The sequence below is a fragment of the Jannaschia helgolandensis genome (assembly GCF_900109285.1).
In the GTDB taxonomy this organism is placed as follows: domain Bacteria; phylum Pseudomonadota; class Alphaproteobacteria; order Rhodobacterales; family Rhodobacteraceae; genus Jannaschia; species Jannaschia helgolandensis.
Window position 1 is genome coordinate 61,934 of record NZ_FNZQ01000005.1, and the last position, 25,572, is coordinate 87,505.

Annotated in this window: 24 protein-coding genes; 9 read left to right on the forward strand and 15 right to left on the reverse strand. The window is 60.5% G+C overall.

The window, feature by feature from the left end; all coding sequences use genetic code 11:
* Positions 1-80 precede the first annotated feature (80 nt).
* The 3 genes from BMY38_RS12970 to BMY38_RS12980 form a co-directional block, all read right to left on the reverse strand.
* Positions 81-977: a TRAP transporter small permease subunit gene (locus BMY38_RS12970; protein ID WP_092763854.1), complete on the reverse strand. Its 897-nt coding sequence runs from the start codon at positions 975-977 to the stop codon at positions 81-83.
* Between the two features lie 110 nt (positions 978-1,087).
* Positions 1,088-2,173 (reverse strand): TRAP transporter substrate-binding protein, encoded by a 1,086-nt coding sequence (locus BMY38_RS12975; RefSeq protein WP_092763469.1) that lies wholly within the window; start codon positions 2,171-2,173, stop codon positions 1,088-1,090.
* Positions 2,174-2,334: 161 nt separating this feature from the next.
* Positions 2,335-3,186: an FkbM family methyltransferase gene (locus BMY38_RS12980; RefSeq protein WP_092763471.1), complete on the reverse strand. Its 852-nt coding sequence runs from the start codon at positions 3,184-3,186 to the stop codon at positions 2,335-2,337.
* A 243-nt stretch (positions 3,187-3,429) separates the two neighbouring features.
* Here BMY38_RS12980 and BMY38_RS12985 point away from each other — a divergent pair, with 243 nt between their 5' ends.
* From BMY38_RS12985 to BMY38_RS13000, 4 genes are all read left to right on the forward strand, one after another.
* Complete coding sequence (locus BMY38_RS12985) at positions 3,430-3,678, forward strand: hypothetical protein (RefSeq protein WP_139204716.1); 249 nt, start codon at positions 3,430-3,432, stop codon at positions 3,676-3,678.
* A 72-nt stretch (positions 3,679-3,750) separates the two neighbouring features.
* Positions 3,751-5,175 (forward strand): cache domain-containing protein, encoded by a 1,425-nt coding sequence (locus BMY38_RS12990; protein WP_092763475.1) that lies wholly within the window; start codon positions 3,751-3,753, stop codon positions 5,173-5,175.
* A 141-nt stretch (positions 5,176-5,316) separates the two neighbouring features.
* Positions 5,317-7,107 carry a hypothetical protein gene (locus tag BMY38_RS12995; protein ID WP_092763477.1) on the forward strand — a complete coding sequence of 597 codons (1,791 nt, stop codon included), beginning with the start codon at positions 5,317-5,319 and terminating at the stop codon, positions 7,105-7,107.
* A 143-nt stretch (positions 7,108-7,250) separates the two neighbouring features.
* Positions 7,251-7,901 carry a response regulator gene (locus BMY38_RS13000; RefSeq protein WP_092763479.1) on the forward strand — a complete coding sequence of 217 codons (651 nt, stop codon included), beginning with the start codon at positions 7,251-7,253 and terminating at the stop codon, positions 7,899-7,901.
* A 26-nt stretch (positions 7,902-7,927) separates the two neighbouring features.
* Here the strand turns inward: BMY38_RS13000 and BMY38_RS13005 are convergent, their stop codons facing one another.
* The gene (locus BMY38_RS13005) at positions 7,928-8,512 is read right to left on the reverse strand and encodes a lytic transglycosylase domain-containing protein (protein ID WP_175495894.1); all 585 of its coding nucleotides are present in this window, start codon (positions 8,510-8,512) and stop codon (positions 7,928-7,930) included.
* A gap of 212 nt (positions 8,513-8,724) precedes the next feature.
* Between BMY38_RS13005 and BMY38_RS13010 the strand changes: the two genes are divergently transcribed.
* Positions 8,725-9,204: a single-stranded DNA-binding protein gene (locus BMY38_RS13010; protein ID WP_092763481.1), complete on the forward strand. Its 480-nt coding sequence runs from the start codon at positions 8,725-8,727 to the stop codon at positions 9,202-9,204.
* A 333-nt stretch (positions 9,205-9,537) separates the two neighbouring features.
* Positions 9,538-10,437 carry an SMP-30/gluconolactonase/LRE family protein gene (locus BMY38_RS13015; protein ID WP_092763483.1) on the forward strand — a complete coding sequence of 300 codons (900 nt, stop codon included), beginning with the start codon at positions 9,538-9,540 and terminating at the stop codon, positions 10,435-10,437.
* A gap of 70 nt (positions 10,438-10,507) precedes the next feature.
* Here the strand turns inward: BMY38_RS13015 and BMY38_RS13020 are convergent, their stop codons facing one another.
* From BMY38_RS13020 to BMY38_RS13060, 9 genes are all read right to left on the reverse strand, one after another.
* On the reverse strand, positions 10,508-11,332 hold the full coding sequence (locus BMY38_RS13020; protein WP_092763485.1) for a sugar phosphate isomerase/epimerase family protein: 825 nt from the start codon (positions 11,330-11,332) through the stop codon (positions 10,508-10,510).
* On the reverse strand, positions 11,329-12,483 hold the full coding sequence (locus BMY38_RS13025; RefSeq protein ID WP_092763487.1) for a dihydrodipicolinate synthase family protein: 1,155 nt from the start codon (positions 12,481-12,483) through the stop codon (positions 11,329-11,331). The genes BMY38_RS13020 and BMY38_RS13025 overlap by 4 nt, the downstream gene beginning before the upstream one ends.
* A gap of 11 nt (positions 12,484-12,494) precedes the next feature.
* Positions 12,495-13,646 carry a Gfo/Idh/MocA family protein gene (locus tag BMY38_RS13030; RefSeq protein WP_092763489.1) on the reverse strand — a complete coding sequence of 384 codons (1,152 nt, stop codon included), beginning with the start codon at positions 13,644-13,646 and terminating at the stop codon, positions 12,495-12,497.
* 67 nt (positions 13,647-13,713) lie between these two features.
* Positions 13,714-14,541, reverse strand: a complete 828-nt coding sequence (locus BMY38_RS13035) for a sugar phosphate isomerase/epimerase family protein (protein WP_175495881.1) — start codon at positions 14,539-14,541, stop codon at positions 13,714-13,716.
* A complete protein-coding gene (locus BMY38_RS13040; protein WP_092763493.1) occupies positions 14,538-15,182 on the reverse strand; it encodes a TetR/AcrR family transcriptional regulator in 645 nt (214 codons plus the stop codon). The genes BMY38_RS13035 and BMY38_RS13040 overlap by 4 nt, the downstream gene beginning before the upstream one ends.
* Positions 15,179-16,696 carry a tripartite tricarboxylate transporter permease gene (locus tag BMY38_RS13045; RefSeq protein ID WP_092763495.1) on the reverse strand — a complete coding sequence of 506 codons (1,518 nt, stop codon included), beginning with the start codon at positions 16,694-16,696 and terminating at the stop codon, positions 15,179-15,181. The genes BMY38_RS13040 and BMY38_RS13045 overlap by 4 nt, the downstream gene beginning before the upstream one ends.
* Positions 16,693-17,154, reverse strand: coding sequence for a tripartite tricarboxylate transporter TctB family protein (locus BMY38_RS13050; protein ID WP_175495882.1), 462 nt, complete (start codon positions 17,152-17,154; stop codon positions 16,693-16,695). The genes BMY38_RS13045 and BMY38_RS13050 overlap by 4 nt, the downstream gene beginning before the upstream one ends.
* A gap of 82 nt (positions 17,155-17,236) precedes the next feature.
* Entirely contained in the window at positions 17,237-18,259 is a 1,023-nt protein-coding gene (locus BMY38_RS13055; protein WP_175495883.1) for a Bug family tripartite tricarboxylate transporter substrate binding protein, read from the reverse strand.
* 315 nt (positions 18,260-18,574) lie between these two features.
* Positions 18,575-21,895 (reverse strand): Hint domain-containing protein, encoded by a 3,321-nt coding sequence (locus BMY38_RS13060; RefSeq protein WP_092763501.1) that lies wholly within the window; start codon positions 21,893-21,895, stop codon positions 18,575-18,577.
* A 225-nt stretch (positions 21,896-22,120) separates the two neighbouring features.
* Between BMY38_RS13060 and hisB the strand changes: the two genes are divergently transcribed.
* Together hisB and hisH are read left to right on the forward strand one after the other, a co-directional pair.
* Complete coding sequence (gene hisB, locus BMY38_RS13065) at positions 22,121-22,708, forward strand: imidazoleglycerol-phosphate dehydratase HisB (RefSeq protein WP_092763856.1); 588 nt, start codon at positions 22,121-22,123, stop codon at positions 22,706-22,708.
* Positions 22,709-22,711: 3 nt separating this feature from the next.
* Positions 22,712-23,362, forward strand: coding sequence for an imidazole glycerol phosphate synthase subunit HisH (hisH, locus tag BMY38_RS13070; RefSeq protein ID WP_092763503.1), 651 nt, complete (start codon positions 22,712-22,714; stop codon positions 23,360-23,362).
* Between the two features lie 26 nt (positions 23,363-23,388).
* Here the strand turns inward: hisH and BMY38_RS13075 are convergent, their stop codons facing one another.
* Together BMY38_RS13075 and BMY38_RS13080 are read right to left on the reverse strand one after the other, a co-directional pair.
* A complete protein-coding gene (locus BMY38_RS13075; protein WP_092763505.1) occupies positions 23,389-23,970 on the reverse strand; it encodes a hypothetical protein in 582 nt (193 codons plus the stop codon).
* A 243-nt stretch (positions 23,971-24,213) separates the two neighbouring features.
* Positions 24,214-24,600 (reverse strand): DUF2147 domain-containing protein, encoded by a 387-nt coding sequence (locus BMY38_RS13080; protein ID WP_092763508.1) that lies wholly within the window; start codon positions 24,598-24,600, stop codon positions 24,214-24,216.
* A 139-nt stretch (positions 24,601-24,739) separates the two neighbouring features.
* On the opposite strand from BMY38_RS13080, the gene hisA reads away from it, so the two are divergent.
* Complete coding sequence (gene hisA, locus BMY38_RS13085) at positions 24,740-25,459, forward strand: 1-(5-phosphoribosyl)-5-[(5-phosphoribosylamino)methylideneamino]imidazole-4-carboxamide isomerase (RefSeq protein ID WP_092763510.1); 720 nt, start codon at positions 24,740-24,742, stop codon at positions 25,457-25,459.
* Positions 25,460-25,572 lie beyond the last annotated feature (113 nt).

A 25,572-nucleotide genomic window follows, 5' to 3' on the forward strand; every position in this document is an offset into this window, starting at 1 on the left:
CCTTCGGGCGTGGTTTGCCCGTGAATTCTATCGGGCGTGAACCGCCCGCTGTTTGGTTTGGGCGTGAACCGCCCTTGTCTTCAGTTGATTCTGGATGCCAGAGCGATGTCTTCGTCGCCTGTGATGTCGTAGTCCATGTACCGACCCGCACTCATCTCGCCTTCACGCAATTCCAGCCAACTGCGCCAGAAGAAGACGCAGGCCTGGAAAAATGCGGTGGCGACGAACAGCAGGATAAGGATCTTGAACAGGAAATAGGCATTGAACCCGTTCGGACTGAACCCGATGGTCTCGACGTTCCAGCGCATCGCCCGCGCTTTCAGCATCAGCCGGTCCAACTGATCCGAGGCGGATGTGGCCGGGGTAATCAGGCTGCGCCAGAGGAAGAACCACGAATACAGCCAGATCAGGATCAGCGCGGGCATCATGAACACCACGCTGCCGACCATGTCGATGATACGCTTGGTGCGATGCCCGACCGCGGAATAGACCAGATCGACACGCACGTGCCCGCCCTGAATGAACGTCCATGCGACGCAGAGGCTGACGATGATCGCGTTATAAAGCTTCAGTTCCTCGGAGTACCACGAGAGGTCCTTGGTAAAGACCGTACCGAATGGCCCGATGCTGATTTCCGAGACGCGGAAGATGCGTTGCAGGAAGACGATCATGATCTGCTGCATCACCATCAGGAAGCCTGCCCATGCGGCGATACGCCCGGTCCAGTTCAGCACGAATTCCGACCCGCGGACCAAGCCCCAGCCAAATCGACGCGACAGGCCGGTCGCTATGGTCAGGATCAGGAACAAGGCAAGCAGAACGAAAAACAGCTCCTGACTGGCTCCGTAGTATACGAAGCGCAGCACGGATTCACTGTTGGACCAGTCCAGCCATGTAGCTGGGTTGATGACGGCGTATACCAGATTATAAAACGCGAGGCCCAGGTTCGTGAAGAACCACAGGATGGCATCAATCATTATGTCCCCCGACATGGCGCATGGGGTGTCCCCCCCGTCGTGTTGGCCCGCCCCCGAAGGGATGGGCCGCTATCACTACAGGCCGCTCAGTGGCGACCCCAAAGGACAAATCAGCCGCGAACGCGGTCGCGCTCGGTCCGATACTTGCCTTCCGAACGGGTGATCCAGTTCGACGAGGACTTCATGCTCTCCATCGCCGAGTTGTGGATTCTGGCGAACAGTTCGTCGCCCATGTTTTCGTCGGTGACTTCCTGGCTGGCCACGCCCATCGCATCCCAGACGGCATCGGGGAATTCGCGGACCGTCACACCACCGGACTGAAGCCGGGCCAGAGCGGAGCCGTTGTTGGCCATGAATTGCGCCAGGTTCCACTGGTGCCCTTCGCCGGACGCGATCTCGATGATTTTCTGGTGGGCAGGAGACAGCTCATCGAAGACATCGCGATTGGTGGCGACAGTCAGGCCGGCACCCGGTTCATGGAACCCTGCGGTGTAATAGATCTTGGTGATCTCCTGGAAACCGGCCTTTTCGTCGGCCCAGGGACCGATCCACTCGGTGCCGTCGATCGCTCCCGAGGCCAGCGCCTGATAGACTTCCGATCCGGGCAGGTTCTGGACGGAGGCGCCCATCTTGCCAAGAGCCTGACCGCCGAGGCCGGGCATGCGGAACTTGAGACCCTGAAAGTCTTCGGGGCTGTTGATTTCCTTGCGGAACCAGCCACCGGCCTGAGCGCCGGTATTGCCACCGAGGAAGGATTTCAGACCGAAGATCTGGCCCAGCTCGTCGTGCAGTTCCATGCCGCCGGCATGGTAATACCAGTTGGCCAGTTCCTGCGCCGTCATGCCGAATGGCACGGCGGTGAAATAGGCATAGCCCGGGTGCTGACCGACGAAGTAATAGTCGGCACCGTGATACATGTCGGCCTGACCGGAGGTCACTGCGTCGAAAACCTCGAACGCGCCGACCAGTTCGCCAGCGGCCTTCAGATCGACGGTAAGCTGGCCATCGGACATGGCGGTGATGCTGTCGGCGACACGCTGAGCGCTGTCGTGGACACCGGCAAGGCCGCGTCCCCAGGTCGTGACCATGGTCAGGGTGCGTTTGCCCTGCGCGTAAGCGGGTGCTGCGAGTGCGGCTGCACCGACGGTGGCGGCACCACCGAGCGTGGAATTTCTAAGGAATGAACGACGGTCCATCAATACCCTCCCTTGGGATTTTTTATGTCAGCCACCCTCCCGGCAGGCTGACGGCCCCCTTTGCGGGGCGTTTCGGGACACTAAGGAAAGCCATCGGCGTGTCAAATACCCGAAAATGCGTAGACGCGCCCGCCCCTGACAACTGACGGCGCCCCAAGGCATCAGCCGGGTGGGATGACCGGATCGCGTTCGAAACGCACGGTATCCAGAGCCGTCCGCACATCGCGGATTGTCTTGCGCCGCAATTCCTTGAGCTTCTGGGCTTCGGCCAGGCTCTCGGCAGTCTGATCGAACAGAATATCCATCATCTGGTCTACCAAAGCGGTATCCTCGATATTCGTGAAATAATGGTCCTGCTTCATCCGGAAGATGCGGCGGTAGCCCATGCTTTTCACGACTTCCCGTACTTCGTCGATCTGCCCCGGAAAGCTCTCGACCTGGAGAAACCCTTTATTCCCGCTAAGATACTCCCTCGCCCCGAGCAACGCCTTCAACTCGTGCCCTTCGACATCAAGCTTGAGCGCAAACGTCTCACCACGCATGTCGTAGCCGTCGTCTATCCGGGCCGTCTCGACCTCAACTGTATTGGCGGCTTTCCAGGCTGCGGGCATCGTGGACAGCAGGGCATTGTTCCCCGCCATCTTGCCGAACACGGCATATTCGCTGCGTTCCGCAACGTCCGATACGGCGGTGTTCTGAAGGTCGATTATCGCAGGGTCAGCCTGAAGTTCGGCGTTGCGGGACAGAACGTCGAAAGCGCCCTCGCCAGGCTCATAGGCATGAATCGATTTGACGGACGGAATCTGGCAAACCCGCACCGAATAGACGCCGATGTTTGCCCCGATATCGAACACCCGAGTTGCGCCGATAAGCCTGACCAGTGCCGCGAACGCAGAAATCGCTCCGTGTTCGTAGTCGTAGGTCAAGTTCAGACGCTTGCGCGACGCACGCGAAAATCGGCCATAAATCGTATCCAGCGCGTCGTCAGGAAGGGGCGCAGTGTCGAGAACCATATTGAGATCTTTCCGTAGGAATGCGGTGCCCCATCTGGCCCCAGTCAAACGCTGAAAAATGTGAAAAATTGGTTAATGGATGGATTTCACGTCGGCTGAAAGATCGGCGATTGAGTGCAAACTATGCTATATTCTTCGAACCTGCGCACTTTGACGTAGGATCGTGCGCTTTGTTTTTGCGCCCTTAGGGAGATTGTTTTTATGTATGCGCGTGTCACACCCTACAAGATGAAGCCCGGCAGCATGGCCGCCGGAACAAAAATCCTCAACGGCCTGAAAGAGAAGGTCATGGCCCTGCCCGGTCAGCAGACATTCCTCAACGTGATGGATGACAAAACCGGCAAAGGCTATGTCATTTCGACGACTGACATCGCCGAACCGACGCCTGAGACAGCCGAAAAAATCAAGGGGCTCTGGTCAGCGTTCTCCGAGTATCTGGAAGATCAGCCCAGCGGTGAGACTTACACCGTCGTCAGTCATTGGAAAAACTGATCCCCCAACCGTGATGCATGCCAGACCGTGCGCGGCGTTGTCACGGCGCACGGTCTGCGGTCTAATCGGACCATGCGCCTACTCCGTCTTTCCTATGGCCAATCGCTGTTTCTGCTGGCTACGCTACCGCTGATCCTTGCGATCAGCGGTATTGCGGTGCTGATCGCCGTGCAGTCCGAACGCACCGCCGCACGAGAGATCGCGTCGCTGGAACAGACGATGATCGACGCCAAGCGGCGCGAATTGCGGAATTATGTTCAGTTGGCGCGCACCGCCTTCATCACCATCTATGGCAATGCTCCCCCTGACGACGAGGTGGCAAAACTGCGGGTGACGCAGATCCTGTCGGCGATGATCTATGGCACGGACGGGTTCTTCTTCGTCTACGATTATGAAGGTCAGAACCTCGTGGCACCGCGTCAGACATGGCTGATCGGGCGCAACTGGTCCGGCCTGCAGGATGATCGGGGCGTGCCGGTGACCGATACGCTGATCGAACTGGCGCGGGCCGGATCGGGCTATCACACCTACGAATGGCCCAAGCCGTCCACCGGACAGAATGCCACGATCCTGACCTATGTTATTGGGCTGCAGGATTGGCAGTGGGCCATCGGTACCGGCGTTTTCATGGATGATGTTCTGGCACAGGGGGCCGCCGCGCGGGCCGAGGTGCGGACCAATGTTGCGCAGCAGTTCCGCTGGATCGGGGCGATCGCTCTGGCCGCGTTATTGCTGGTGTTCGCGTCCGGGTTGATGATCACCGTGCGCGAACGTCGTCTGGCCGATGCAAAGCTGAAACAATTGACGCAGCGGATTCTGGACACCCAGGAAGAAGAGCGGGGTCGCGTCGCGCGCGAACTGCACGATAGCATCAGCCAGCTTCTGGTCGGCATACGCTACAAACTGGAACTGGCACGGCGTTTGACCGCCAGGGGCGATGCCTCGGCCGAAGCGGCGGTCGACGGGGCGATCACCGGATTGCAGGGCGCGTTGACCGAGGTGCGCCGCATCAGCCACGATCTGCGCCCCGGTGTGCTGGACGATCTGGGACTCGGTCCGGCGTTGAAATCGCTTTGCGAAACCTTCGAAGCTCGTACTGGTCTGCAGGTCGAGTTTCACACTGCCGTTTTTCGCAACCGGTTGGATATCGAGGCCAAGACAGCGCTGTACCGGATCGCTCAGGAAGCGCTGACCAATGTCGAACGCCATGCCGGGGCGACCCGCGTAAGGGTCAGCCTTCTGGGGCACCGACGCGGCGCAACCATGAGGATCGAGGATGACGGATGCGGCCTGCCCCGTCGCGACAATGCGACCGGCTCCGGAATGGGCCTGCGCAACATGGCCGAGCGGATCGAACAACTGCACGGCAGCCTGACACTGACCTCGGGTCCGGGCGGGCACGGCATGGTGGTCGAGGCAACTGTACCGCTGACCCACTTGCTGAAACCCGATACAAGAAACGAAGGCGAAGCGCCCTCCGCGCAAGCGGCGGAGTGATCGACAGACGGATAGAATGGTCCGTTCAATTGACTAAAATGCCAGTGATATAAGCGGTATTAGGTCGCATCGTCGCCTTTTTCGAAACAATATCGTAAACACTTGCATCGTATCTCCACGGCTCTGTCCTGGAGGTCGAAGATGTCGGTGGTGAATGCTCCTCAAATCGAAGGCGACCCGATTTCCGGGGGGCTATTCAACGGCAACTTCCTTGCGAACCGCTATACGTTGGAGCCGGGCGGCAACCTGATTCAAATTGTCGAATACCTTGGACTGACCGGTCTGCGATATCCCGGCGGCTCGCTGACCGAGAAACTGTTCGACATCGGCAACCCAGACAGTCCTGTCGTCTATGACGATGATGGCAAGGCGCAGGGTTTTGTGCCGCTGTCGGATTTCCTCGCCTATGCGACCGCCAACGATCTGACCGCAACCATCGTCCTGCCTACCAGGGACAATCTGTCGGTCCGCATGGATGGCAACGGCGACCGCTTTCCCGCCTTCGACGAGACAGAGCTGCGCGTCTTTGTGCGCGGTGTGGCGACGGGCGAATACGGCGACACCGATATCGTCGCCTTCGAGATCGGGAATGAATACTGGGGCAGCGGCGAAATGAATGCCGTTGAATACGGTCGCCTGTCGTCCCGTATGGCCGAGGTAATCGACGACGAACTGACCCTTGTCACAACGGAAACAGGCACAAACCCCGGCATCGACGTGATAGTGCAATCGGGCACCAACAGCGGGTCGTCCAACCTCAGCGCAAATTATGCCGGGCAGTCCGCAGCTGACATCCTTGCCGACCTGAACGCTACGTACGGCACCGATTTCGGATCCGAAGTCGTCTTTCCCAACGGCGGCATCAACTGGCGCGCGATCAACGACGAGCTGATCATCAAGCAGTTCGATGAAGACGAGGCGCAGGCCGTCGACGGCGTAGTCACTCACCTGTATTCGCGCGAGGCGGTGCAGCCCGGTCAGCGGGATTTCGGTCTGAATCAAATCGAAAAAAGCTGGGAGGCGGCCTTCGAGGGCATCGACATTCACGTCACCGAATGGAACCAGTCTGCATCTGACCCCCGCTTTGACCGCGAGACGGATTATGGTCTGAAACAGGCGCAGGAAGTCCTCAACATTTTTGAGACTATGGTCGAATCCGGCGTCGATCAGGCCCATATCTGGCCGCTGATCCAGAACACGCGAAACGCACTCAGCCCCGACAGCGCGGATGGCGGCGTCACTCCATCAGGCGCCCTGTTCGCGATGATGTCGGAAGGGTTGCCGGGCAAGCAGATGCTGGATTTTGCCGTCGATGACGACAGCGTGACGGAGTTTCAGGGCAAGACCGCCGATCTTCATGGTTTCTATGGAGATGGCGAGCTGGTGTTCTACGTCGCCTCGACTTCGGACACGATTGAAACGGTGACCTTCGATCTGGACATGATGGTCGAAGGGGGCGGCACACCGACCGCCCGGACGATCGGAGTCGAGGACGCAACCCGGCCCGGTGCTTCCGATGCGCGGGCCACGATCGAAAGGCTCGCGGAAGACGACTTTTATGATGATGGCCAGATCGTCGCGACCCTGGCACCCGGCGAAATCATGGAAGTCCGTCTCGTCAAATTTATTCCGACCGACGAATTCGAGCAGACGATGATCGCGATCGACGGCAGCGAGCCTGAAGCAGGCCCGTTTGCGCCCGATGCCTCGGGCGCGTTGTCCGGCGGTACCGACGACGTACTGAATTTCCCCGATGATGGATATCACAGTGCGCCCCCCGCGATCGCAGAGCCGTCCCAAGACGATGACGCGCCGGGAAACGAGCCGGTCGCTGCGGACGAAGCGGCAGATGCAGGCAGCGGACCGTTAGACGGTATGGGTTGGCTTCTGGCATTGCTGCCGTTCCTTGGAATGGCGGGCCTGGCCGGTTGACGTGTGCCCGCGACACGGTTGTCGCACGGACGCCGATCGCCCCGGTTCCGCCTGTCACTATCCCGCGCCGCGTCCCGGCCCGGAGAACGCCACCAATCCCATTTGCCTTGTTCCACGTTCTGCACTGGCGTAGTCGGCATCACATGACCGACGCTACACTTCCCCTTCGCATCCTGATCGTGGACGATCATCCGATGGTCGCGGATGGCATCCGCGCGCTTTTGGAAACTTATGATGACCTGACCGTCGTCGGTACCCTGTCAAACGGGCGCGAGGCCATCGCCCGTACGGCGGACCTGAGGCCTGATGTCATCCTTCTTGACCTCAATATGCCGGAAATGAACGGGTTGGCGGCAACGGAAATTCTGCGCGAACGCCACCCCGATGTGGCTGTGCTGATCCTTTCGATGCACGATGCGCCCGAATATGTCGCCACCGCCCTGCGCCACGGGGCCGCCGGATATTGCCTCAAGGATCAGCCGACCGAAGAAATCCGCCGCGCCATAGATACGGTAGTTGCGGGCGAACGATACCTCTGCCCCGGCGCGGAAACCGCGCTGGAGCCATCGGGCGACGGGTCAGAGCCGCTGACCTCACGCGAACAGACGATTCTGCTGCTGCTGGCGCAAGGACGGTCAAACAAGCAGGTGGCAGCGGATCTGGATATTTCAGTCCGCACGGTCGAGACGCATCGCAAGAATCTCAAGCGCAAACTCGGCATTTCGTCCACGGCGGGCCTGACACGCTATGCGATGGAACATGGCGTCCTTCAGGGAACGGGATTCCTACATTAAGATAGCCAGGCAAAGCATTGGTATTGCTAGCCGCGCCCCATAATGACGCTGACGTAATTCCGCGTCTCGCGATAGGGGGGAATGCCGTTATACTTCAGAACCGCGCCGGGACCGGCATTATAGGCCGCCAGGGCCAGACGCCAACTGCCGAAGGCCCGATACTGGATCGCCAGATACCGTGCCCCGCCGTCCAGGTTCTGCTGCGGGTCGGCGGGATTCACGCCCAGGGCACGGGCCGTCTGGGGCATCAACTGAGCCAGACCGATCGCGCCCTTGTTCGACCGCGCATTCGGATTCCAGCCCGATTCCTGACGGACCAGCCGCAGAAAAAGATCTTCGGGGATGCCATGGCGGCGCGCGGAAATGCGCGCGGTCTCGATCCAGGCCGACCGCTGACTGCCACTGTAACGCGGAATCGATTCGCGGGACGACCCGTTTGCGGTCTCGAACCTCCGCGGAGCGAGACGGCTGGAATTCGAATACTGTGTAGACAGGCGCCGGTCCATAAGGGCGGTCTGACTGGAAAAAATATCGGCGCGGGACCGGCTGGAAAAGGTTTGAGCCTTGGCGCCTGTGGCTCCGAGCATGGCCACGCAGATCGCGGAAAACATGGCAAATCGGATCACGTGAAAATCTCCGGCTGTCCCATTTTGACGCGCGCCGCCCCTTGTGTCGGGATGTCCGTGCTGACGGATGTGTTAACGTAAATCCGTCCTGTGTGGAACCCTGCGCCGTCAACCCTGTGCGCGTTGCGGTCATGGACCTTTAACCACTTCGATGTTCAAAAGGCGGAACAGATTCGGACAGAGACGGGAGAGCGACGATGGCCGGCAGCGTGAACAAGGTAATTCTGATCGGCAATCTTGGCCGGGACCCTGAAATCCGGACCTTCGGGAACGGCGGCAAGGTGTGCAACCTGCGCATCGCAACGTCTGAAACCTGGCGAGACAAGACCAGCGGCGAGCGCAAGGAAAAGACCGAATGGCATTCGGTCGCGATCTTCAACGAAGGTCTGGTCCGCATTGCCGAGCAGTATCTCAAGAAGGGATCGAAGGTTTATCTGGAAGGCCAGCTACAGACCCGCAAATGGCAGGATCAGTCCGGGGCCGACCGCTATTCCACCGAAGTCGTATTGCAGGGTTTCAATGGCACACTGACAATGCTTGACGGTCGCGGTGAAGGCGGCGGCAGTGGCGGCGGTGGCGGGTCCTACGGCGGCGGCGGCGATGACCGGAGCGGCGGCGGCACTTCCGGGGGCGGCTATGGCGGCCCGTCGGACATGGACGACGAAATCCCGTTCTGAGACTGCTTCGGGACGGACTGTTCTTTCGACCTCCGGTTTGTGAAGCGGACAGTCTCTGCGGCGGGTGACCCAATATAATGGTCACCGCCCGGCCACAATGCGACAGCGATTGGAGACGATGATGATCGGTATGTTGCTGGTCGCGGCTCCATCGCCGCACCAACGGCGTGACGGATCGCAAGACAGGGTCGATGGCCGGTATCGCTGCAACAAAGCAATGGACCAGCGATATGCCGGAACGAACCTGCTGGCTGCACCCGCTGTCCTTCGGCCATTTGACGAACATGGATATGTCAGCGATATCCGTTTATCCAAAGTGACAGAGTCCGACCCATGTCCCACCACGAGATTATCGATCCCGCTTTTGCGCGGTTCGTGCTGAGCAACGCGCCGGTCAAGCAGTTGGCGACCGGCTTCGACTGGGTCGAGGGGCCGGTCTGGTTCGGTGATGCCGGTTGTCTGCTGTTCTCGGACATTCCCAATGACAGGATGCTGCGCTGGACGCCGGACGTCGGCATCTCGGTCTATCGCGCGCCGTCGAACTACGCGAACGGTCATACCCGTGACCGCGAGGGACGGCTGGTGTCCTGCGAACATGGAACCCGGCGCGTCACCCGCACGGAACTGGACGGCACTCTCACGTTGATCGCCGACACCTTCGACGGTAAGCGGCTAAATTCACCCAACGACGTGGTGGTAAAATCGGACGGCACGATCTGGTTCACCGACCCCCATTACGGCATCATGACCAATTATGAAGGTTTCGCGTCCGAGCAGGAGCTTCCTTGTCGCGTCTACCGCATCGACCCCGCGACCGGGACGATGGATGTCATGGTCGACGACATGAAATGCCCCAACGGGCTGGCGTTTTCACCTGACGAGAGCCGTCTGTATGTGGCCGACACCGGGCGCATGTTCACCGAAGACGATCAGCATATCCGGGTCTACGACTGCGCAAGCGGCGGCGCGACCTCGAACGGTCGTCTGTTTCACAAGATCGAGCCGGGACTGGCCGATGGCATCCGCGTCGACACCGATGGCAACCTGTGGTCGTCGGCGGGCGACGGGGTGCACTGCATCGCGCCGGACGGTCACCTGATGGGCAAGGTTCTGGTGCCGGAATTGGTGTCGAATATCTGTTTCGGCGGACGCGCCAAGCATGAGCTGTATATCACCGCGACGACCAGCCTGTACCGCGTAACGCTGAACCGTTCGGGCGTTCAGCGACCGTAAGTCCGCAAAATCAAAGTGTACGGCTACTGCAATCAACAAAGCCTGAGTTTTCGAGAATCCGCGCCGTGGATCAGATCGACGGCAGGGCTCCGGTCATGGCGGCCAGCACCTCGTCGGCTGGACGCGTCCACCAATCTTCTGCCGAGAAAATCTCCACTTCGACCAGCCCGTCAAAACCCTGCGCTTCGACGACGCTTCGGATCGCAGGAATGTCGATGACGCCCTCGCCCATCATGCCCCGATCCGTGAGCATGTCCCTGGTCGGGTTCAGCCAGTCGCAGACATGGAAGGCCAGCAAACGGTCCTTCCCGGCACGGGCGATTTGCGCGGCAAGGTCCGGATCCCACCACACGTGATAGACATCAAGCGCGACGCCGATGCCATTGCCCAGTCGATCACAGATATCCAGCGCCTGACCTGTTGTATTCACGCAGGCCCGGTCGGCCGCGTACATGGGATGCAAGGGCTCGATAGCGATCTTCACGCCTACTGTCCGAGCATAGTCGAGTGTGGCGGAGAGCCCGTCTGTCACGATTGCGCGCGCGCCGTCGATATCCCTGGAGCCATCGGGCAGGCCTCCGACGACCATGACCAGACACGCGGCCTCGATTGCCGCCGCCTCGTCGACAGCGCGTTTGTTGTCGTCAAGGACGGTTTGCGTCAGCGCGCCTTCGGCGGTGTACCAGCCGCCCCGGCACAAGCCCGATACGCCAAGACCGGCATCACGGATCAGCTTTGCCGCACGGTCGACCCCGCAGTCCTGCAACTTGTCCCGCCAGGGGGAAATTCCCCCGATACCATGCCGTGCACATCCGTCGATACATTCCGCAAGAGTCCATTGTTTGCTGACCGTTGCAGTGTTGAGCGACAGATCGGCAGAGGTGAGCGTTCTCATACGGACACCCCGCGCGCCTGAAATACGGGACGGGCCCGGCGGGCCACTTCATCGGGGTCGATGAACAGTTGCGCGTCATTGGCCAGCCGCAGGATTTCCGCCAGATGCAGGGTGGATCGTGCACTTTCCTGCCCGCTGACCATAGTAAAGTGGTCCTGATGGCCCATCAGATATGCCATGAACACCACACCGGTTTTGTAGAACCGTGTCGGGGCCCTGAAGATATGACGCGAGAGTGGAACGGTCGGATCAAACGCCGCGCTATAAGCGGCATGATCGCCCTTTGCCAGCGACGTAAGCGCCCGGCACGCCGACCCGGCGATCGGGTCAAAGATGCCAAGCAAGGCGTGCGAAAAGCCTTCCTCGTCACCTGCAATGAGGTCGGGGTAGTTGAAATCGTCCCCCGTATACATGGCGACGCCATCCGGCAAACGCCGCCGCATGGAGATTTCTTTCTCGGCGGACAGAAGCGAAATCTTTATCCCGTCCACTTTGGCCGCGTTGTCTGCGATCACGGACAGACAGGTATCCATGGCGCCCATGTGATCGGGATCGCCCCAATAACCTTCGAGGGCCGGGTCAAACATTTCGCCCAGCCAGTGCAGGATGGCAGGCTGTTTCAGTCCGGACAGCACCCGGCCATAGACGCGGGCATAATCATCCGGCGACCTTGCAGCCGCGACCAAGGCGCGGCTGGCCATCAAGATAACCCGCGAGCCGGTGGCCTCGATCGCTTCACACTGCATTTCATAGGCCGCGATGACATCGTCGATTGTCACGTCCGGGCCTGGTATCAGGTGATCGGTTCCGGCCCCGCTTGCGATCAGGGCTCCGGCTGGCGCGTCTTTCATACTGCGCCGGATCAGGTCGAGCGAGGTCGGCCAGTCGAGGCCCATGCCACGTTGCGCCGTATCCATCGCCTCGGCCACGCCAAGACCAAGCGACCAGAGGTGGTGACGGAAGGCCAGTGTCCGCTCCCAATCCACGGCCACCCCGGTGCCGGGGTCAACATCGGCCAGCGGATCGGCCACCACGTGGGCGGCAGCATAAGCGATGCGTGTCCAGTCGCCGCCGGGTTCAGGCACCGGACCCGCCGTCAGGGTCAGCGATGCCGTAGCGCCCCCGGCTATGGGTAAAATCAGGTTCGACATGTGCGGTCCCCTCAGATGTCCAGCGCAGGCACATCGAGCCAGCGTCGTTCCGCCGAAGACCGGTAGCCCAGCTCGGCCAGTTGCACGCCTTTGGCCCCTTCCTCCAGCGTGTAGGACCATGGTCCGTCTTCGGCGACGTGGCGCAGGAATTGCTCCCACTGAACTTTGAAGCCGTTGTCGAACGTGGTGTTGTCAGGCACTTCGACCCAGGTGTCGAAGAAATCCATGGTTTGCTTCTGGTCCGGATTCCAGATCGGTTTCGGCGTGTTTACCCGCGCCTGTGAATAGCACGTGTGCAGACCCGCAACCGCACTGCCGAGCGTTCCATCGATGTGGAAGGTAACCAGATCATCCCGTCGCACGCGGGTGGCCCAGCTGCTGTTGAGTTGCGCGACGATCCCGCCTTCCAGCTCGAAGGTCGCATAAGCCGCATCGTCGGCGTCTGCTTTGTATTTCTTGCCATCTTCATCCCAACGCTCAGGGATATGAGTCACCGCAAGGCAGGAAACGGCCTTGACCGGCGCGACGACATTATCCAGCACATAGCGCCAGTGGCACAGCATGTCCGAAACGATGCCGCCGCCGTCAGTCTTGCGATAGTTCCATGAGGGGCGTTGGGCTTCCATCCAGTCGCCCTCGAACACCCAATAGCCGAATTCGCCGCGAACACTCAGGATCTCGCCAAAAAATCCGGAGTCGCGCAAACGCTTCAGCTTGAGCAGACCCGGCAGGTCGAGTTTATCGTGAACGATACCGTTTTTCACCCCTTTGACCTTGGCATGGCGGGCGATCTCCACCGCTTCCTGCAGCCCCTCGGAGACCGGCTTTTCGGAATAGACGTGTTTGCCCGCGTCAATCGCCTTGCGCAGAAGGCCCGGCCGCATCTGGGTGCTGGCCGCATCGAAGAAGACGGTATCGTCGGGATTGGCAAGGGCGGCATCGAGATCAGTGGAATAGCGTTCAACACCGTGCTTCTTGGCCAGTTCGGCGATCTTTCCCCCGTTCCGACCCACGATGATCGGGTCGGGAAGCAACAGATCGCCGGATTTCAGACGTACGCCACCCTGGTCCCGGATCGCCAGAACAGATCGGATCAGGTGCTGGTTCATGCCCATGCGCCCCGTCACGCCGTGCATGATGATGCCAATTCTCTGTGTCGCCATCGTCGTATTCCTTCGTCTTTGATAATTTGGTGCCCGACCACTCATCGGGGGGCGGCATGATAAAATGTCAGGATGGCAAATGATCCCAGTTGCGGCGCACAGTGGCCGCGGCCAGCGCAAACGTGTCGTGCACGTTGCCGGACAGGATAAAGGGTTCTACGCCCATCGGAGCGGACCAACCCGCCTTGCGCAAGGCAGGCAGGATGGCATCGAACGGGTCACTTCCAGCGCCGGGTGCACCCCGGTTCGTATCGTTGAGGTGAATGTGCCCGATCGGTCCCCGCCCGACCCATTGTCTGATCAGATCGGCAACGGGAGGTTCGGTCTGGCCGGCCGCGGATGTGTCGATCATCGTCTGGAACGCCGGGTTGCCGATAGCCCCACAAAGCGCGGCGCCTTCGGCCACGGTGTTGATCGCCGTAGTTTCGGTCCGCGAGAGTGGCTCGATGCAATAGATCAGGCCTGCCTGCTGTGCGTGTTTGGCAACCGGGGCGAAGAATGCTGTCAAAGTGTCCTGCAGATCAGCGCCCGGCACCGGCACCCGCTGCTTGGGCGAGCCATGCACCATGACGTCCGCGCCAAGACCATGCGCCAGGTCGATCAGACCGAAAAGGATACTCTGCGTTGCCGCCTGACGGGCCGGATCGGTGATCGAGGCTTCGGGGTATCCTGAAAGGAGCCAATGCAGGCCGGTGATCCGGATGCCTTCGCCTTCGACCTCGTCCCGCAATGCCCTGACTTTTTCTGACGATAACCTATGTGCCTCGGGACCCAGCGAAGCCGGATCAACTTCAAGGCCCATGGCCCCGAGCTTCCGGGCAAGACGGCTCTGGTCGGCCAGCCTCGGGTATTCAGCGGCCAGCAGTTCATTGCAAAATGTAAGTTGAAACGTCATTCGCGCCATTCCAGCCAGGCGAGCACCATATCGGTGATCAGGCCACGGCGCAGATCAAGCTGTGCCGCATCGTTCAGGTCGCGTCCGAAGACGGATTTCAGAGTATGGCGGTTGGCGACCGGGAAGTAACATAGCGACGCAATCGTGATATAGAGTTCCACCGGATCGACAGCTTGTCGAAACGCACCCTCGGACGCACCCCTGTCCAGGATAACGCCGATTTCAGTAACCAGATGAGACTGAATTTCGGTCAGATCGGCGATCACCCGGATGGTGCTGCCGCCGCGCAGGTTTTCAGTGTTGAGCATCGACACGAACCACGGCTTTTCGATAAAGTGGTCGAGCGTGAATTCCACCAGTGCCCGGATCGCGTCAGACGGGGCGAGGTTGGACAGATTCAGTGTGCGCTCGCCTTCACGGATCTGGACATAGGCCTCGCGCAGCGCCGCCGCATAGAGATCGTCCTTGTCGCCGAAATAGCTATAGATCATCGGCTTGCTCATGCCGCTTGCAGCAGCAATCCGGTCGATGCGCGCGCCTCCATATCCATAGTCGGCAAATTCACTCAAGGCCGCTGCCAGAATATCGGCGCGGGCTGCTTCAGCATCATGACGGCGGCGTGGGCTGGGACGAGAGGTCATGGCTGTTTTCCATTGGCAAAAGGATTGCGTGCCGCGAGGGAGCGGCGCACGGGTGCAATGGATAAAAGGACCGAAACAGCAATGATAACGGCAAAACCCGCCGAGATCGGGCGTGTGAAAAAGGCAGAAATGTCGCCGTCCGAAAGGATCAGCCCCCGGCGCAGCGACTTATCCAACAAGTCCCCCAGAATGATGCCCAGCACCAAGGGAGCGACAGGATATTTCATCTGCCGCATCAGGAAGCCGATGAAGCCGAACGCCACCATCACCCAGACATCGAACAGTCGCTGGCTGAGGGCATAAGGCCCGATCACGCACAGGGTGAAAACCACTGGCATCAGCCAGGCGCGCGGAATTTTCAGCACCTGTATGAACAGCGGCGTCAGCGCGACCCCGAAGATGCCAATCGCCAGGGTCGCAAAGACCAGCATCGCCGCTACGGAATAGATGAACGTCGGTTGTTCTATCATGATCATCGGACCCGGCCGGATACCATGAATGAACAGCGCCGCAATCAAAACGGCAGCAGGGGCAGACCCGGGGATCGCCAGTGTCAGTGCCGGGATCAACGCGCCTGGGACAACAGCGGAGTTGCCGGTTTCCGCGGCCGTCAGCCCCTCGGTGCTGCCCTTGCCGAACTGATCGCGTTCGGGCGACTTTCGGCGGGCGGCTGCATAACTGGCCCAGGCTCCGATATCTTCACCTACGCCGGGAATGATGCCGACCATCGTTCCGATGATGCCCGATCTTACGATCGTGATCCGGTAGCGCCAGATATCCAGCAAGCGTGGCAGGCTGGACCCTTTTGCGGCATTGGTGGCCAGTTCCGGCACCTTTTGCCACATGACGCTGAGCACTTCCGCAAAACCGAAAGCCCCGACCATTGCAGGGATCAGGCCGATACCGCCGTTGAGTTGATCGAACCCCCCGGTCAGTCGGATGTAGCTGTGGATGCCATCTGACCCCACCATGGCAACCATCAGACCCAGAATACCGGCAATATAACCTTTCAGCGGCGAGGCCCCGCCTGTCAGCTGGCCTGAAATCACGATACCGAACAGCGCCAGCCAGAAGAATTCGTAAGAGCCGAATTTCAGTGCCGCCTCTGCCAGTGGCGGGGCCAGCATGACCAGCAGCAAAATCCCTATAAGTGTGCCGAGCGCGGACCCCGCCGTCGCCAGACCCATTGCATAACCAGCCCTGCCCTGTTGGGCCAAGGGATAGCCATCCAGCGCAGTCGCGGCACTGGCCGGGGTGCCCGGAATGTTCAGCAGAATTGCGCTGCGCGATCCGCCGTAAATTGCGCCGACGTACATGCAAAGCAGCACTAAGATGGCTGCGTCCCGATCCATCGTATAAGTCAGCGTGGTCAGCAGTGCGACGCCCATTGTCGCGGTCAGCCCGGGCAGCGAGCCCACGAAAATCCCCAGCAAGGTTGCCCATGTGACATGAAACAGCGTCGTGAACGTCGACAATTCCCACAAGGCTGCGCCGAAATTTCCCAGACCCGTCATGGCAGGCGCACCAGAAATGCATAGCGGAAAAGCGCGCCGATGATCCCGGCGGCCAATATGCCAAAGACAACACCCGCGACGACCCGCTTCATCGGTGCCATGTCGGTATCGAAGATAATCACGAAGCCCGCGACATAGACCGCCGTTGCCACGTAGAATGGCAGTGTGCCGACCATCAGAAGTGCATAGGCGCTGCTCCAGAGAGCCGCGAGGATCATTGTCCGCCACGAGGCGGCATGCGTCGCGTCCTCTGGATCCTTCGCACCGATATACAGAAACACCGCGCAGATGCTCATGCCCGCGCCCAGGATCATCGGCAAAAGACCCGGAATTGATGACGGATGAATGCGCCGGATTTCCAGCCTGTCCATCGTGAAACCTGCCCAGAGCATCGTCAGTCCAAGGGCGATGAGGACTATGGCGGTGATACGGTCGGCGCGTGCGGAATCAAGGCGCATCATTCGTCCCATTGAGTGCTGGATTGTCAGAAAATGGCGAGATGCGCCGTCCGGGTTGCCACGGACGGCGCAAGCCGCTGTGTTACTCGGCTGCGCAGGTGATGCCGATTTCCGATGGATCGACCACCGCCTCGCCGCGTGTCACGCGGGCACAGGCTTCGGCGGTAATGACCGGCATCGCGCGGTCGAGCGCGTCTTGACCAGCCGATGGCGCAAAAACGGCACCGCGGTCCGTGGCATAGGTCATCAGTTCCGGCGATGTCGCGACTTTCTCAGTCCAGATCGCCTCAACGGTCGCATAGACCTCGTCCGGCGCACCTGTCGGAATAAGGATGCCGAAATAGTCTGCGGCGACCTTGAAATCCGGTATGAAGTCCGTAATCGGCGGAATAGGATCAATACCTTCCACATTCAGGGGCTGGTCCGACAACACAGCAAGACCTCGCAGGCGGCCTGCCCGGATCATTTCGGTCTGTTCCACTGCCAGCTGCGTGGTGATAGCCACCTCGCCACTGGCGGCGGCCATCACGGCGGGCGCGCCGCCATCATAGGTGACCATGCGTGCTGCCAGTTCGCCGCCCGCTGCTTCGCCAATCGCCGCCAGCGCCATCCCACCGGAGGAGTTTACGCCGGCGGTGCCGACAGTCACGCCTTCGGTTTTCATCGCCTCGAGAAGCTGCGCAAAGTCCATATACGGGCTGTCGGCATTGACGCTGACGACGGGCACGTTCGCAACGCTGAGATAGATTTCATAATCTTCGATCGATGTGCCTTCGATCAGGCCCGTCACAGCATATGTGGCGTTGTTTGCCACGGCATTGGCTGTCCACGTGTATCCGTCCCGTGGCGCATCAAGTGCGGCTTTCGTCCCGATAGACCCAGACGCACCCGGCTGGTTCACGATAACCACGTCTGTGCCCAGTGCCTCTGCCAGAATTGGCGCGACGACGCGTGTTACCTGGTCGGTGGACCCCCCTGCCGACCAGGGTACGATGATGTTGATCGGGCGATCCGGCTGCCATGACGCGTGGCCTTCGGCCAATGCAGTCAACGGAATCAGAGCGGCCACACCGAGACTGGCCAGTGTCATTGAAACTTTTATCATACATTCCTCCCCTTGAATACTACCAACCAGTAGTATGATGCTACTGGTTAGTAGTAATTAAAGTTTACGTCAAGTAAACCTTCCGCAGGAAACTGTCTGACGCTTCATGCAGGAGAGACCGGCACCACCGGCAGATCATAACAGGCTCAGGTCGAAGTCATGCTGTAAATGTCATTTAAGATCACCTCGAAGCCGCCTCTCGCATCAGTGTGATGAGCGGGCGACTTCATGTCAGGGGCCATCGGCTAGCGCTGCAACGCAGCAGGCAATCTTTTCAGTCGTTATCAGGACAGGTTTGCGCGGCGCTGCTCGCCGTCACGCCGTAAGAAGATATGCCAGACGGGTCTTGGCCATTGGACGTGCGGCCCGGCCATAGGCGGACAGATCGGCGCGCAGATCGGGTCGCGCGCGGAACAGGCAGGCGCGATCGAAATCGTCGATGCCCTCCAGACCCAAAGCCGCGGGCTGGAACGTCTCGGTCTCGGCACCTTCGGCAAACGTGACGTGATGTTCTGGCGTCAGCAGGTGGTAGTAACACACTTTTCCGGGCGCCATCGCGCGAACGCCCGACCCGTCGATCAACGACTTTGCGGGCACGAAAATCTCGTCCTCGCCAAACAGCAGCTGGGCGCGCCAGCCACGCACCAGCATCCGGTGCTGTGGCGAAACAAGCAGCGGGGCGTCATTTCCGACAGTTCCCGGCTCGAACCGGATCGGGGCCTGATCGATACCTACAAGTCCCTCGCGCATGCCGATCCATTGCAGGGGCTGCGGACCCGAGTCACGGGTCAGGATCAGATCGCCTTCCGACAGGGTCTCGACCGCGCGCGGGCCATGCGGTGTCGCGATGCGCGTACCACGCGTAAAGCAGACGACGTTTTCCATCTCCGCGAATGTGACCGTGGTGCCGTCACTGCGGCTTGACGTGCCGCTCAGGCCACCGGCGTTGTCGTTCGGATTACTGAACGTGGTCGAACCGGATGTAGCGCCGAAATCGAGCGTGTCGCCTGCCGTCTCGGCACCCTCGCCACCGATGAGCGAAACTGGCCCACCGCCCTGTGCCGGATCGAGGGCGAAAAGGTCGTCGCCATCGCCGCCGGTCGCGGTGTCACCGGACCCGACCGACAGGGTGTCGCCGCCAGCGCCGCCCGACAGGACATCTGCCCCGCCACCGCCGACGAGGCTGTCGTCGCCCGCCGAACCGGTCAGGATGTCACCACCGGCCGAGCCGTCGATGGTATCGGCCCCAAGGCCGCCGTCGATGGTATCGCTGCCACTGCCACCATGGATGCTGTCGGCGCCGCCACGCGCATCGATATCGACGCCCGCGCCATCCAGCCTGGCATCCACGACGTCATCGAATTCGGTCAGGATCAGGCGTTCGATCCCCGAGAAGGTCAGCGTATTGGTGCCGTCGGTGATCGTACCGGCCTCGTTGCCGGTATAGGTCACGGTGACCGGGCCGCTCAGGCCGGACAGGTCGATAAGGTCGCTGTCGGTTCCGCCCTCACCGCCGATGATGACGTCGCTGCCGAAGCCGTCGGAAATCAGGAAGGTGTCCTGATCGTCGCCGCCAGACAGAGTATCGTTGCCTGCCCCACCCGCCAGAGTGTCCTGTCCCGTTCCACCCAGAATTGAATCGTCGCCAGACCCGCCCAGAAGTGTGTCGTTGCCTGCACCCGCGATGACATTCACGCCCACACTGTCCGCAGAGGCGTCCAGCGTGTCGTTGCCTGAGGTCAGGATCAGGCTCTCGATTTCAGAGAAGGTGGCGGCATCGGTGCCGTCGTCCAGCGTTCCTGCCTCGTTCCCCGCATAGGTCACGATCACCGGATTGGTTACGTCCGAGGCGTCGATGATATCGAAGTCGTCGGCTGTTTCACCGCCCTGAATGGTATCGGCACCGAACCCACTGGCAACGTCAAAGACATCGCGGTCCGCTCCGCCCACAAGGCTGTCGGCACCGCCGCTGCTGACGATGGTGTCGTTACCCGTGCCGCCATCGACCGTCTCGACCCCGGAACCGCCGCTGATCAGATCGTTGCCCGCGTCGCCGAACAGCAGGCCGGTCGCGCCGGTAAAGCTGATCTGGTCGTTGCCGGTTCCGCCGCGAATCGTGTCGTTGCCCGCCGATCCGGTCAGCGTATCGTTGCCGGCCCCGCCGTCCAGGCTGTCGTTCCCGAGACCGCCGTCCAGCACGTCTTGCCCTGCGCCACCCAGAAGCGTGTCGCTCCCGTCGCCACCGCTCAGCGTATCGTTGCCATCCCCGCCGATCAGCGAGTCATTCCCGATGCCACCGTCCAGGCTGTCGTTGTTGTTGCCGCCGTCCAGCGTATCGTTGCCGGTACCGCCCAGCAACACATCGTTGCCGTCGCCGCCCAGCAGGCTGTCGTCGCCGCTGCCGCCGTCGAGCGTATCATTTCCGGTTCCGCCCAACACAGTGTCGTTGTCGGACCCGGCGAACACGCTGTCGTCGCCTGCCCCGGCGTCGATGCTGTCGGCATTCCCCTGGGTTGTGATCGCGTCGTAGTTGATGTCCGAGATGAACACCGCCTGCTGCGTATCGCCACCGTTGTCGTAGTTAATCACAATCCGTTCGACCGGCCCGGCAATCGTCACCAGAACCGCGCCGTTCTGTTGACTGGGCTGGTCGTTGGTGATCGCGCCCGTGATCGTGTTGCCCGAGACCGAGTCGTTGCCAAGGGCGTTCAGGTCGACCGCGATCTCGTTGCCGTCGACATCATAGGCCCGGACGGTGATGATATCCTGGAAATTGTTCCCGGCGTTGATGACACCGTCGATGTCGTTGAGCACGAAGCGAACGTTGTGAACTTCGGTCGAGGCTGTGGGCGATGCGGAATCGAAGTCGATCGTCAGCGTCGTGTCGGTTGCATTGCCGTTGGCAAAGAACCGACCGGCCGCCGTCTGATCGATGCCGCTTCCCGGCGGCGCATAGAAGTTGCCGTTGGTGTCCGCCGTGAATGTCGACCCGGCCGGAAGGCTTGAACTGACCGTGACCTGCACGCCGCCCGCGGTCTGTGTGGCCCCCGCCGCCATGTTCTGGTTATCGGCATAGATCGACCAGTCGAAGGTCTGCTGACTGGTCTGACTGGTCATCAGGTCATTGTTGTCGACCTTGTCGCCGTTCGGATCGCCCGTGTAATTGCGGTCGATAACGTCGTTGCCGCCAGTTCCCATAACGGTGCCGTCATTATAATCGGCATAATTGAACTGTGTGCCCGACGCCTCGTCCGTCTGGGCATCGTAGGACACGGTTTCATAGGTGCGGCCGGCCACCAGCGGCTGGCTTGTCAAAGTGTAATAAGTGCCTCCGGGACCGGCCTGCAACGTGCTGACGCGGATCAATTCACCACTGATCGTATCGCGGATGACCCAGCTTTCACTGGACTGAATCGTTGTGTTGGTCGTCGTTCCGCTATCGTTGATGGATGCAGTTGCCGTTTCACCATCGTTGAACCGGGTTAACGAGTCGCCGGAAGCCCCCGCCGCATTGTCGGTGATGATCGCGGTGACATCGGCAGACCCCGGCCCGTTCCATGTGGCGCTGCCGCCAACGGAGCGACTGAGAATACCATATGCATCAGCGTCATAGAGCCGAAAATTGAAAGTTGCCATTGCCTTGCCCGCCAAACTTCCGTGGATCTTTTGGCCGCCCACGGTCTACGCTGGTTTATCGTGCTGAATTTGGGTCGAATTGTGACAACGAGAGGGATTTGAGCAACGACTCAGCGTTTTACACAGTCGTGTTCTGCATTTACGTTACGTTCCGGGATGCCCTTTCCCGACACGCCGGACCGGGCTATGGGCTGGACGCACATCCAAGACTTGGGAACCGTATCCATGCGCACGGCCACACTCACCCGGAAAACCGCAGAGACCGACATTACGGTCACGCTCGACCTTGATGGGACGGGCACCTACGACAATCGTACGGGGGTCGGGTTCTTCGATCACATGCTGGATCAGCTTGCCCGGCACGCATTGATCGACATGACTGTTCGCTGCGACGGCGATCTGCACATCGACGATCACCATACCGTCGAAGACGTCGGCATCGCACTGGGCCAGGCGCTGGCGCAGGCGATGGGCGACAAGCGGGGCATCCGCCGATATGGGTCCTGCCTGCTGCCGATGGATGATGCGCTGGTTCGCGCCGCACTGGATCTGTCGGGGCGACCATGGCTGGCATGGAATGTTACTATGACCGCCCCCGCCATCAAGTCGTTCGACACCGAACTGGTGCGCGAGTTCTTTCAGGCCATTGCAACCCACGGCGGAATTACACTGCACATGGATGGGCTGCGAGGTGTCAATTCGCACCATATCACCGAGGCTGCGTTCAAGGCTTTCGCCCGCGCCCTGCGCGACGCTCTGGAAGTTGACCCGCGCAAGGCCGATGCGATCCCGTCAACCAAGGGGTCATTGTAAGTCGTGCTGACGGTTCTGGTCGATTACGACAGCGGCAATTTGCATTCGGCGCAAAAGGCGTTCGAGAGGATGGCACGCGAAGGTGACGCGGGCGAAGTGCTGGTCTCCTCCCGTCCCGAAGATGTGGCGCGGGCAGACCGTATCGTATTACCCGGCGACGGGGCTTTCCCGGCGTGCCGCCGCGGTCTTCGGACTTTCGACGGACTGGAGGAGGCCTTGCTGGATGCGGTCGGTGCACGCGCGCGACCGTTTCTGGGAATCTGCGTCGGAATGCAGATGCTGGCCACCGTCGGTCGCGAATACGAGGATGTGCCGGGCTTCGGTCTGATCCCCGGCGCGATCGAGCGGATTGTTCCGTCGGACCCGACATTGAAAGTGCCGCACATGGGTTGGAACGATCTGGTGCTGACGCCGCCCGCGACGGGACCGCACCCGGTTATGGCTGGACTGTCGACCGGCGACCATGCCTACTTCGTCCATTCCTATCAGATGGTGATGGACGACCCGGCAGACCGCTTGGCGCATGTCGACTACGGCGGCGCGGTCACAGCGGTCGTTGCCCGCAACAATGTCGTCGGCACACAGTTTCATCCGGAAAAAAGTCAGGCGACCGGTCTGAGACTGATCGCCAACTTCCTCGAATGGGCACCCTGACCCGGCGATTCCAGGGCGAACATCGTCTACTTGTTCTTGCCCTTGCGCTTGCCGTTACTGTTGCCATTACTGTTATCGCTTGTGTCATCCGAGTCGCTGCGACCATTGGAGCCGCTGCCCCAGTCATCGTCGCCATTCGGCGTCTCACCGGCCTTGCCGACCGCCTTGTCATTACCGGGGTTGCCCGGACCCGAAGAGGTGTCGTCTGTATCGGACGACGTCGTTTCATCAGAAGAAGACGTCCCCGTATCGGAGGAAGTCGGTTCATCGGAGGAAGTCGTTTCCGTATCAGGGGTCGTGTCTTCGGAACCGGTGTCATTTGAAGCCACCACAATCGCTCCGCCGCCCCATCCTTCAAGTGCGCCAAAAATCTGGCGGTTGCCATCGGCGGTCGGATCGACCCCCATGATCAGACTGGTTTCGATCCCGACAGTCATCCCTTTGACGCCGTTTGCAACCTCGCCGGTGACGGCCACGCCCATGCTGACGGCAATCATCATGAGCGGCATCATGTCCACGGTCACCGCGCCGGTTTCGCAAGTGGCGAATCTTTTCACACGATCGCGAAGGTTGAACGTCTGATTGATCAGGCAATAACAGGTCATCATGATACTCCGGCAAACTGCGTACGATAGGCCGGTCAACAAAAACGGCCCCTTGGAAACCACATTCCCACCGGAAGACGCTTTTCTTTTGCCAGAACTGTGAAGATTTAAGGATCATTCTGAGTTTCGCGGAAACGGTAACTCGCCAATGTCAGGAAAATGGAAACGGCGCGACAGGATGGCCCTGCCGCGCCGCAAATGCATTTTTGATGGCCCCCCGAAAAATCTGAGAATGCGTTATACTGATCAGCGGATCTTGACCCAGTTCTGACGCGCACAGATCAGTCCACCCGCAACACAGCCCCGTAGTGCCATCTGATTGCCGCTCAGCGCGATTTTGCCAAGGTAAACCTTATCGTTCGACGGCCGCCAGACCTGACCACGATACTCGGCTCCGTCCTGCGGAACCATGTTGCGAACGATCTGCTTGCCAAGATTCGGCGACTGATACTCGCCCGACGCATTGAAGGTCTTGCTGATGGTACCGCAATATGCACCGCCACAGGGTGCGATGGTGACGAGAGCATAACTGCCTTCGTCAACCTCGGTCTGCCAGACACCTTCGATCGGGTCTGCAGCGGCAATGCCGGCAAGCCCGAGTGCTGCGATAAGGGTGAAGAAAAAGTGCTTCATGTCAGATGTCCTCCCAAAGACTGCGCGCAGGCTGACGCGGGAGGGCCTGCGAAGGCAAGCGTGACGTTTCGGCACGGGCTTTCCCCGGCGCGTCGATTGCTCCAGAAAGCCCGCAAAACCCAACGCCGGAGCGTCGCGCATGATCCTATATCCCGCAATCGACCTGAAGGACGGACAGGCCGTACGCCTGATCCATGGAGAAATGGACTCGGCCACCGTTTTCAGCGACGACCCGGCGGCGCAGGCGCGGGCATTTCAGGACGCGGGCTGCGAATGGGTACATCTGGTCGATCTGAACGGGGCTTTCGCGGGTACGCCGGTAAATGCGGCGGCGGTCGAGGCGATCCTGGCGCGGGTCACCGTGCCCTGCCAGCTGGGCGGCGGCATCCGCGACATGGCAACGATCGAAGCCTGGCTTGCCAAGGGTCTGCGCCGCGTGATCCTGGGTACAGTCGCGGTCGAGGACCCCGATCTGGTGCGCGCCGCAGCTCGCGCCTTTCCGGGTCAGGTGGCGGTCGGCATTGACGCACGTAAAGGACGGGTCGCGACACGCGGATGGGCCGAGGAAACCGACGTAATGGCCACCGGTCTGGCGAAACAGTTCGAAGACGCAGGCGTTGCCGCGATCATCTATACCGATATCGACCGCGATGGCGCGATGGGTGGCCCGAACGTCGCTGCGACCGATGCGCTGGCCCGTGCCGTCGACATCCCGGTTATTGCATCGGGTGGCGTATCGTCGCTGTCCGATCTGCGTGCCCTGAAGGCGACCGGGACGATTGCGGGCGCGATCTCTGGTCGGGCGTTGTATGACGGAGCGATTGATCTGGCCGAGGCGCTGTCGACATTGAACGACTGACCGCCCCCTCCTGCCTGGCCATGTGGCAGGTGCTGATCTGTTCTCACTCGCGTCGTCTGTTGGCGACGGGTCAGCGGAGCATAAGAATGCGCACACCATCGTGGTCAGATTCG

Bases quoted from the DNA above. Each gene is read 5' to 3' on its own strand.
- BMY38_RS12970 (WP_092763854.1), bottom strand. From the start codon at position 977: ATGATTGATGCCATCCTGTGGTTCTTCACGAACCTGGGCCTCGCGTTT.
- BMY38_RS12975 (WP_092763469.1), bottom strand. From the start codon at position 2,173: ATGGACCGTCGTTCATTCCTTAGAAATTCCACGCTCGGTGGTGCCGCC.
- BMY38_RS12980 (WP_092763471.1), bottom strand. From the start codon at position 3,186: ATGGTTCTCGACACTGCGCCCCTTCCTGACGACGCGCTGGATACGATT.
- BMY38_RS12985 (WP_139204716.1), top strand. From the start codon at position 3,430: ATGGCCGCCGGAACAAAAATCCTCAACGGCCTGAAAGAGAAGGTCATG.
- BMY38_RS12990 (WP_092763475.1), top strand. From the start codon at position 3,751: ATGCGCCTACTCCGTCTTTCCTATGGCCAATCGCTGTTTCTGCTGGCT.
- BMY38_RS12995 (WP_092763477.1), top strand. From the start codon at position 5,317: ATGTCGGTGGTGAATGCTCCTCAAATCGAAGGCGACCCGATTTCCGGG.
- BMY38_RS13000 (WP_092763479.1), top strand. From the start codon at position 7,251: ATGACCGACGCTACACTTCCCCTTCGCATCCTGATCGTGGACGATCAT.
- BMY38_RS13005 (WP_175495894.1), bottom strand. From the start codon at position 8,512: ATGTTTTCCGCGATCTGCGTGGCCATGCTCGGAGCCACAGGCGCCAAG.
- BMY38_RS13010 (WP_092763481.1), top strand. From the start codon at position 8,725: ATGGCCGGCAGCGTGAACAAGGTAATTCTGATCGGCAATCTTGGCCGG.
- BMY38_RS13015 (WP_092763483.1), top strand. From the start codon at position 9,538: ATGTCCCACCACGAGATTATCGATCCCGCTTTTGCGCGGTTCGTGCTG.
- BMY38_RS13020 (WP_092763485.1), bottom strand. From the start codon at position 11,332: ATGAGAACGCTCACCTCTGCCGATCTGTCGCTCAACACTGCAACGGTC.
- BMY38_RS13025 (WP_092763487.1), bottom strand. From the start codon at position 12,483: ATGTCGAACCTGATTTTACCCATAGCCGGGGGCGCTACGGCATCGCTG.
- BMY38_RS13030 (WP_092763489.1), bottom strand. From the start codon at position 13,646: ATGGCGACACAGAGAATTGGCATCATCATGCACGGCGTGACGGGGCGC.
- BMY38_RS13035 (WP_175495881.1), bottom strand. From the start codon at position 14,541: ATGACGTTTCAACTTACATTTTGCAATGAACTGCTGGCCGCTGAATAC.
- BMY38_RS13040 (WP_092763493.1), bottom strand. From the start codon at position 15,182: ATGACCTCTCGTCCCAGCCCACGCCGCCGTCATGATGCTGAAGCAGCC.
- BMY38_RS13045 (WP_092763495.1), bottom strand. From the start codon at position 16,696: ATGACGGGTCTGGGAAATTTCGGCGCAGCCTTGTGGGAATTGTCGACG.
- BMY38_RS13050 (WP_175495882.1), bottom strand. From the start codon at position 17,154: ATGCGCCTTGATTCCGCACGCGCCGACCGTATCACCGCCATAGTCCTC.
- BMY38_RS13055 (WP_175495883.1), bottom strand. From the start codon at position 18,259: ATGATAAAAGTTTCAATGACACTGGCCAGTCTCGGTGTGGCCGCTCTG.
- BMY38_RS13060 (WP_092763501.1), bottom strand. From the start codon at position 21,895: ATGGCAACTTTCAATTTTCGGCTCTATGACGCTGATGCATATGGTATT.
- hisB (WP_092763856.1), top strand. From the start codon at position 22,121: ATGCGCACGGCCACACTCACCCGGAAAACCGCAGAGACCGACATTACG.
- BMY38_RS13075 (WP_092763505.1), bottom strand. From the start codon at position 23,970: ATGATGACCTGTTATTGCCTGATCAATCAGACGTTCAACCTTCGCGAT.
- BMY38_RS13080 (WP_092763508.1), bottom strand. From the start codon at position 24,600: ATGAAGCACTTTTTCTTCACCCTTATCGCAGCACTCGGGCTTGCCGGC.
- hisA (WP_092763510.1), top strand. From the start codon at position 24,740: ATGATCCTATATCCCGCAATCGACCTGAAGGACGGACAGGCCGTACGC.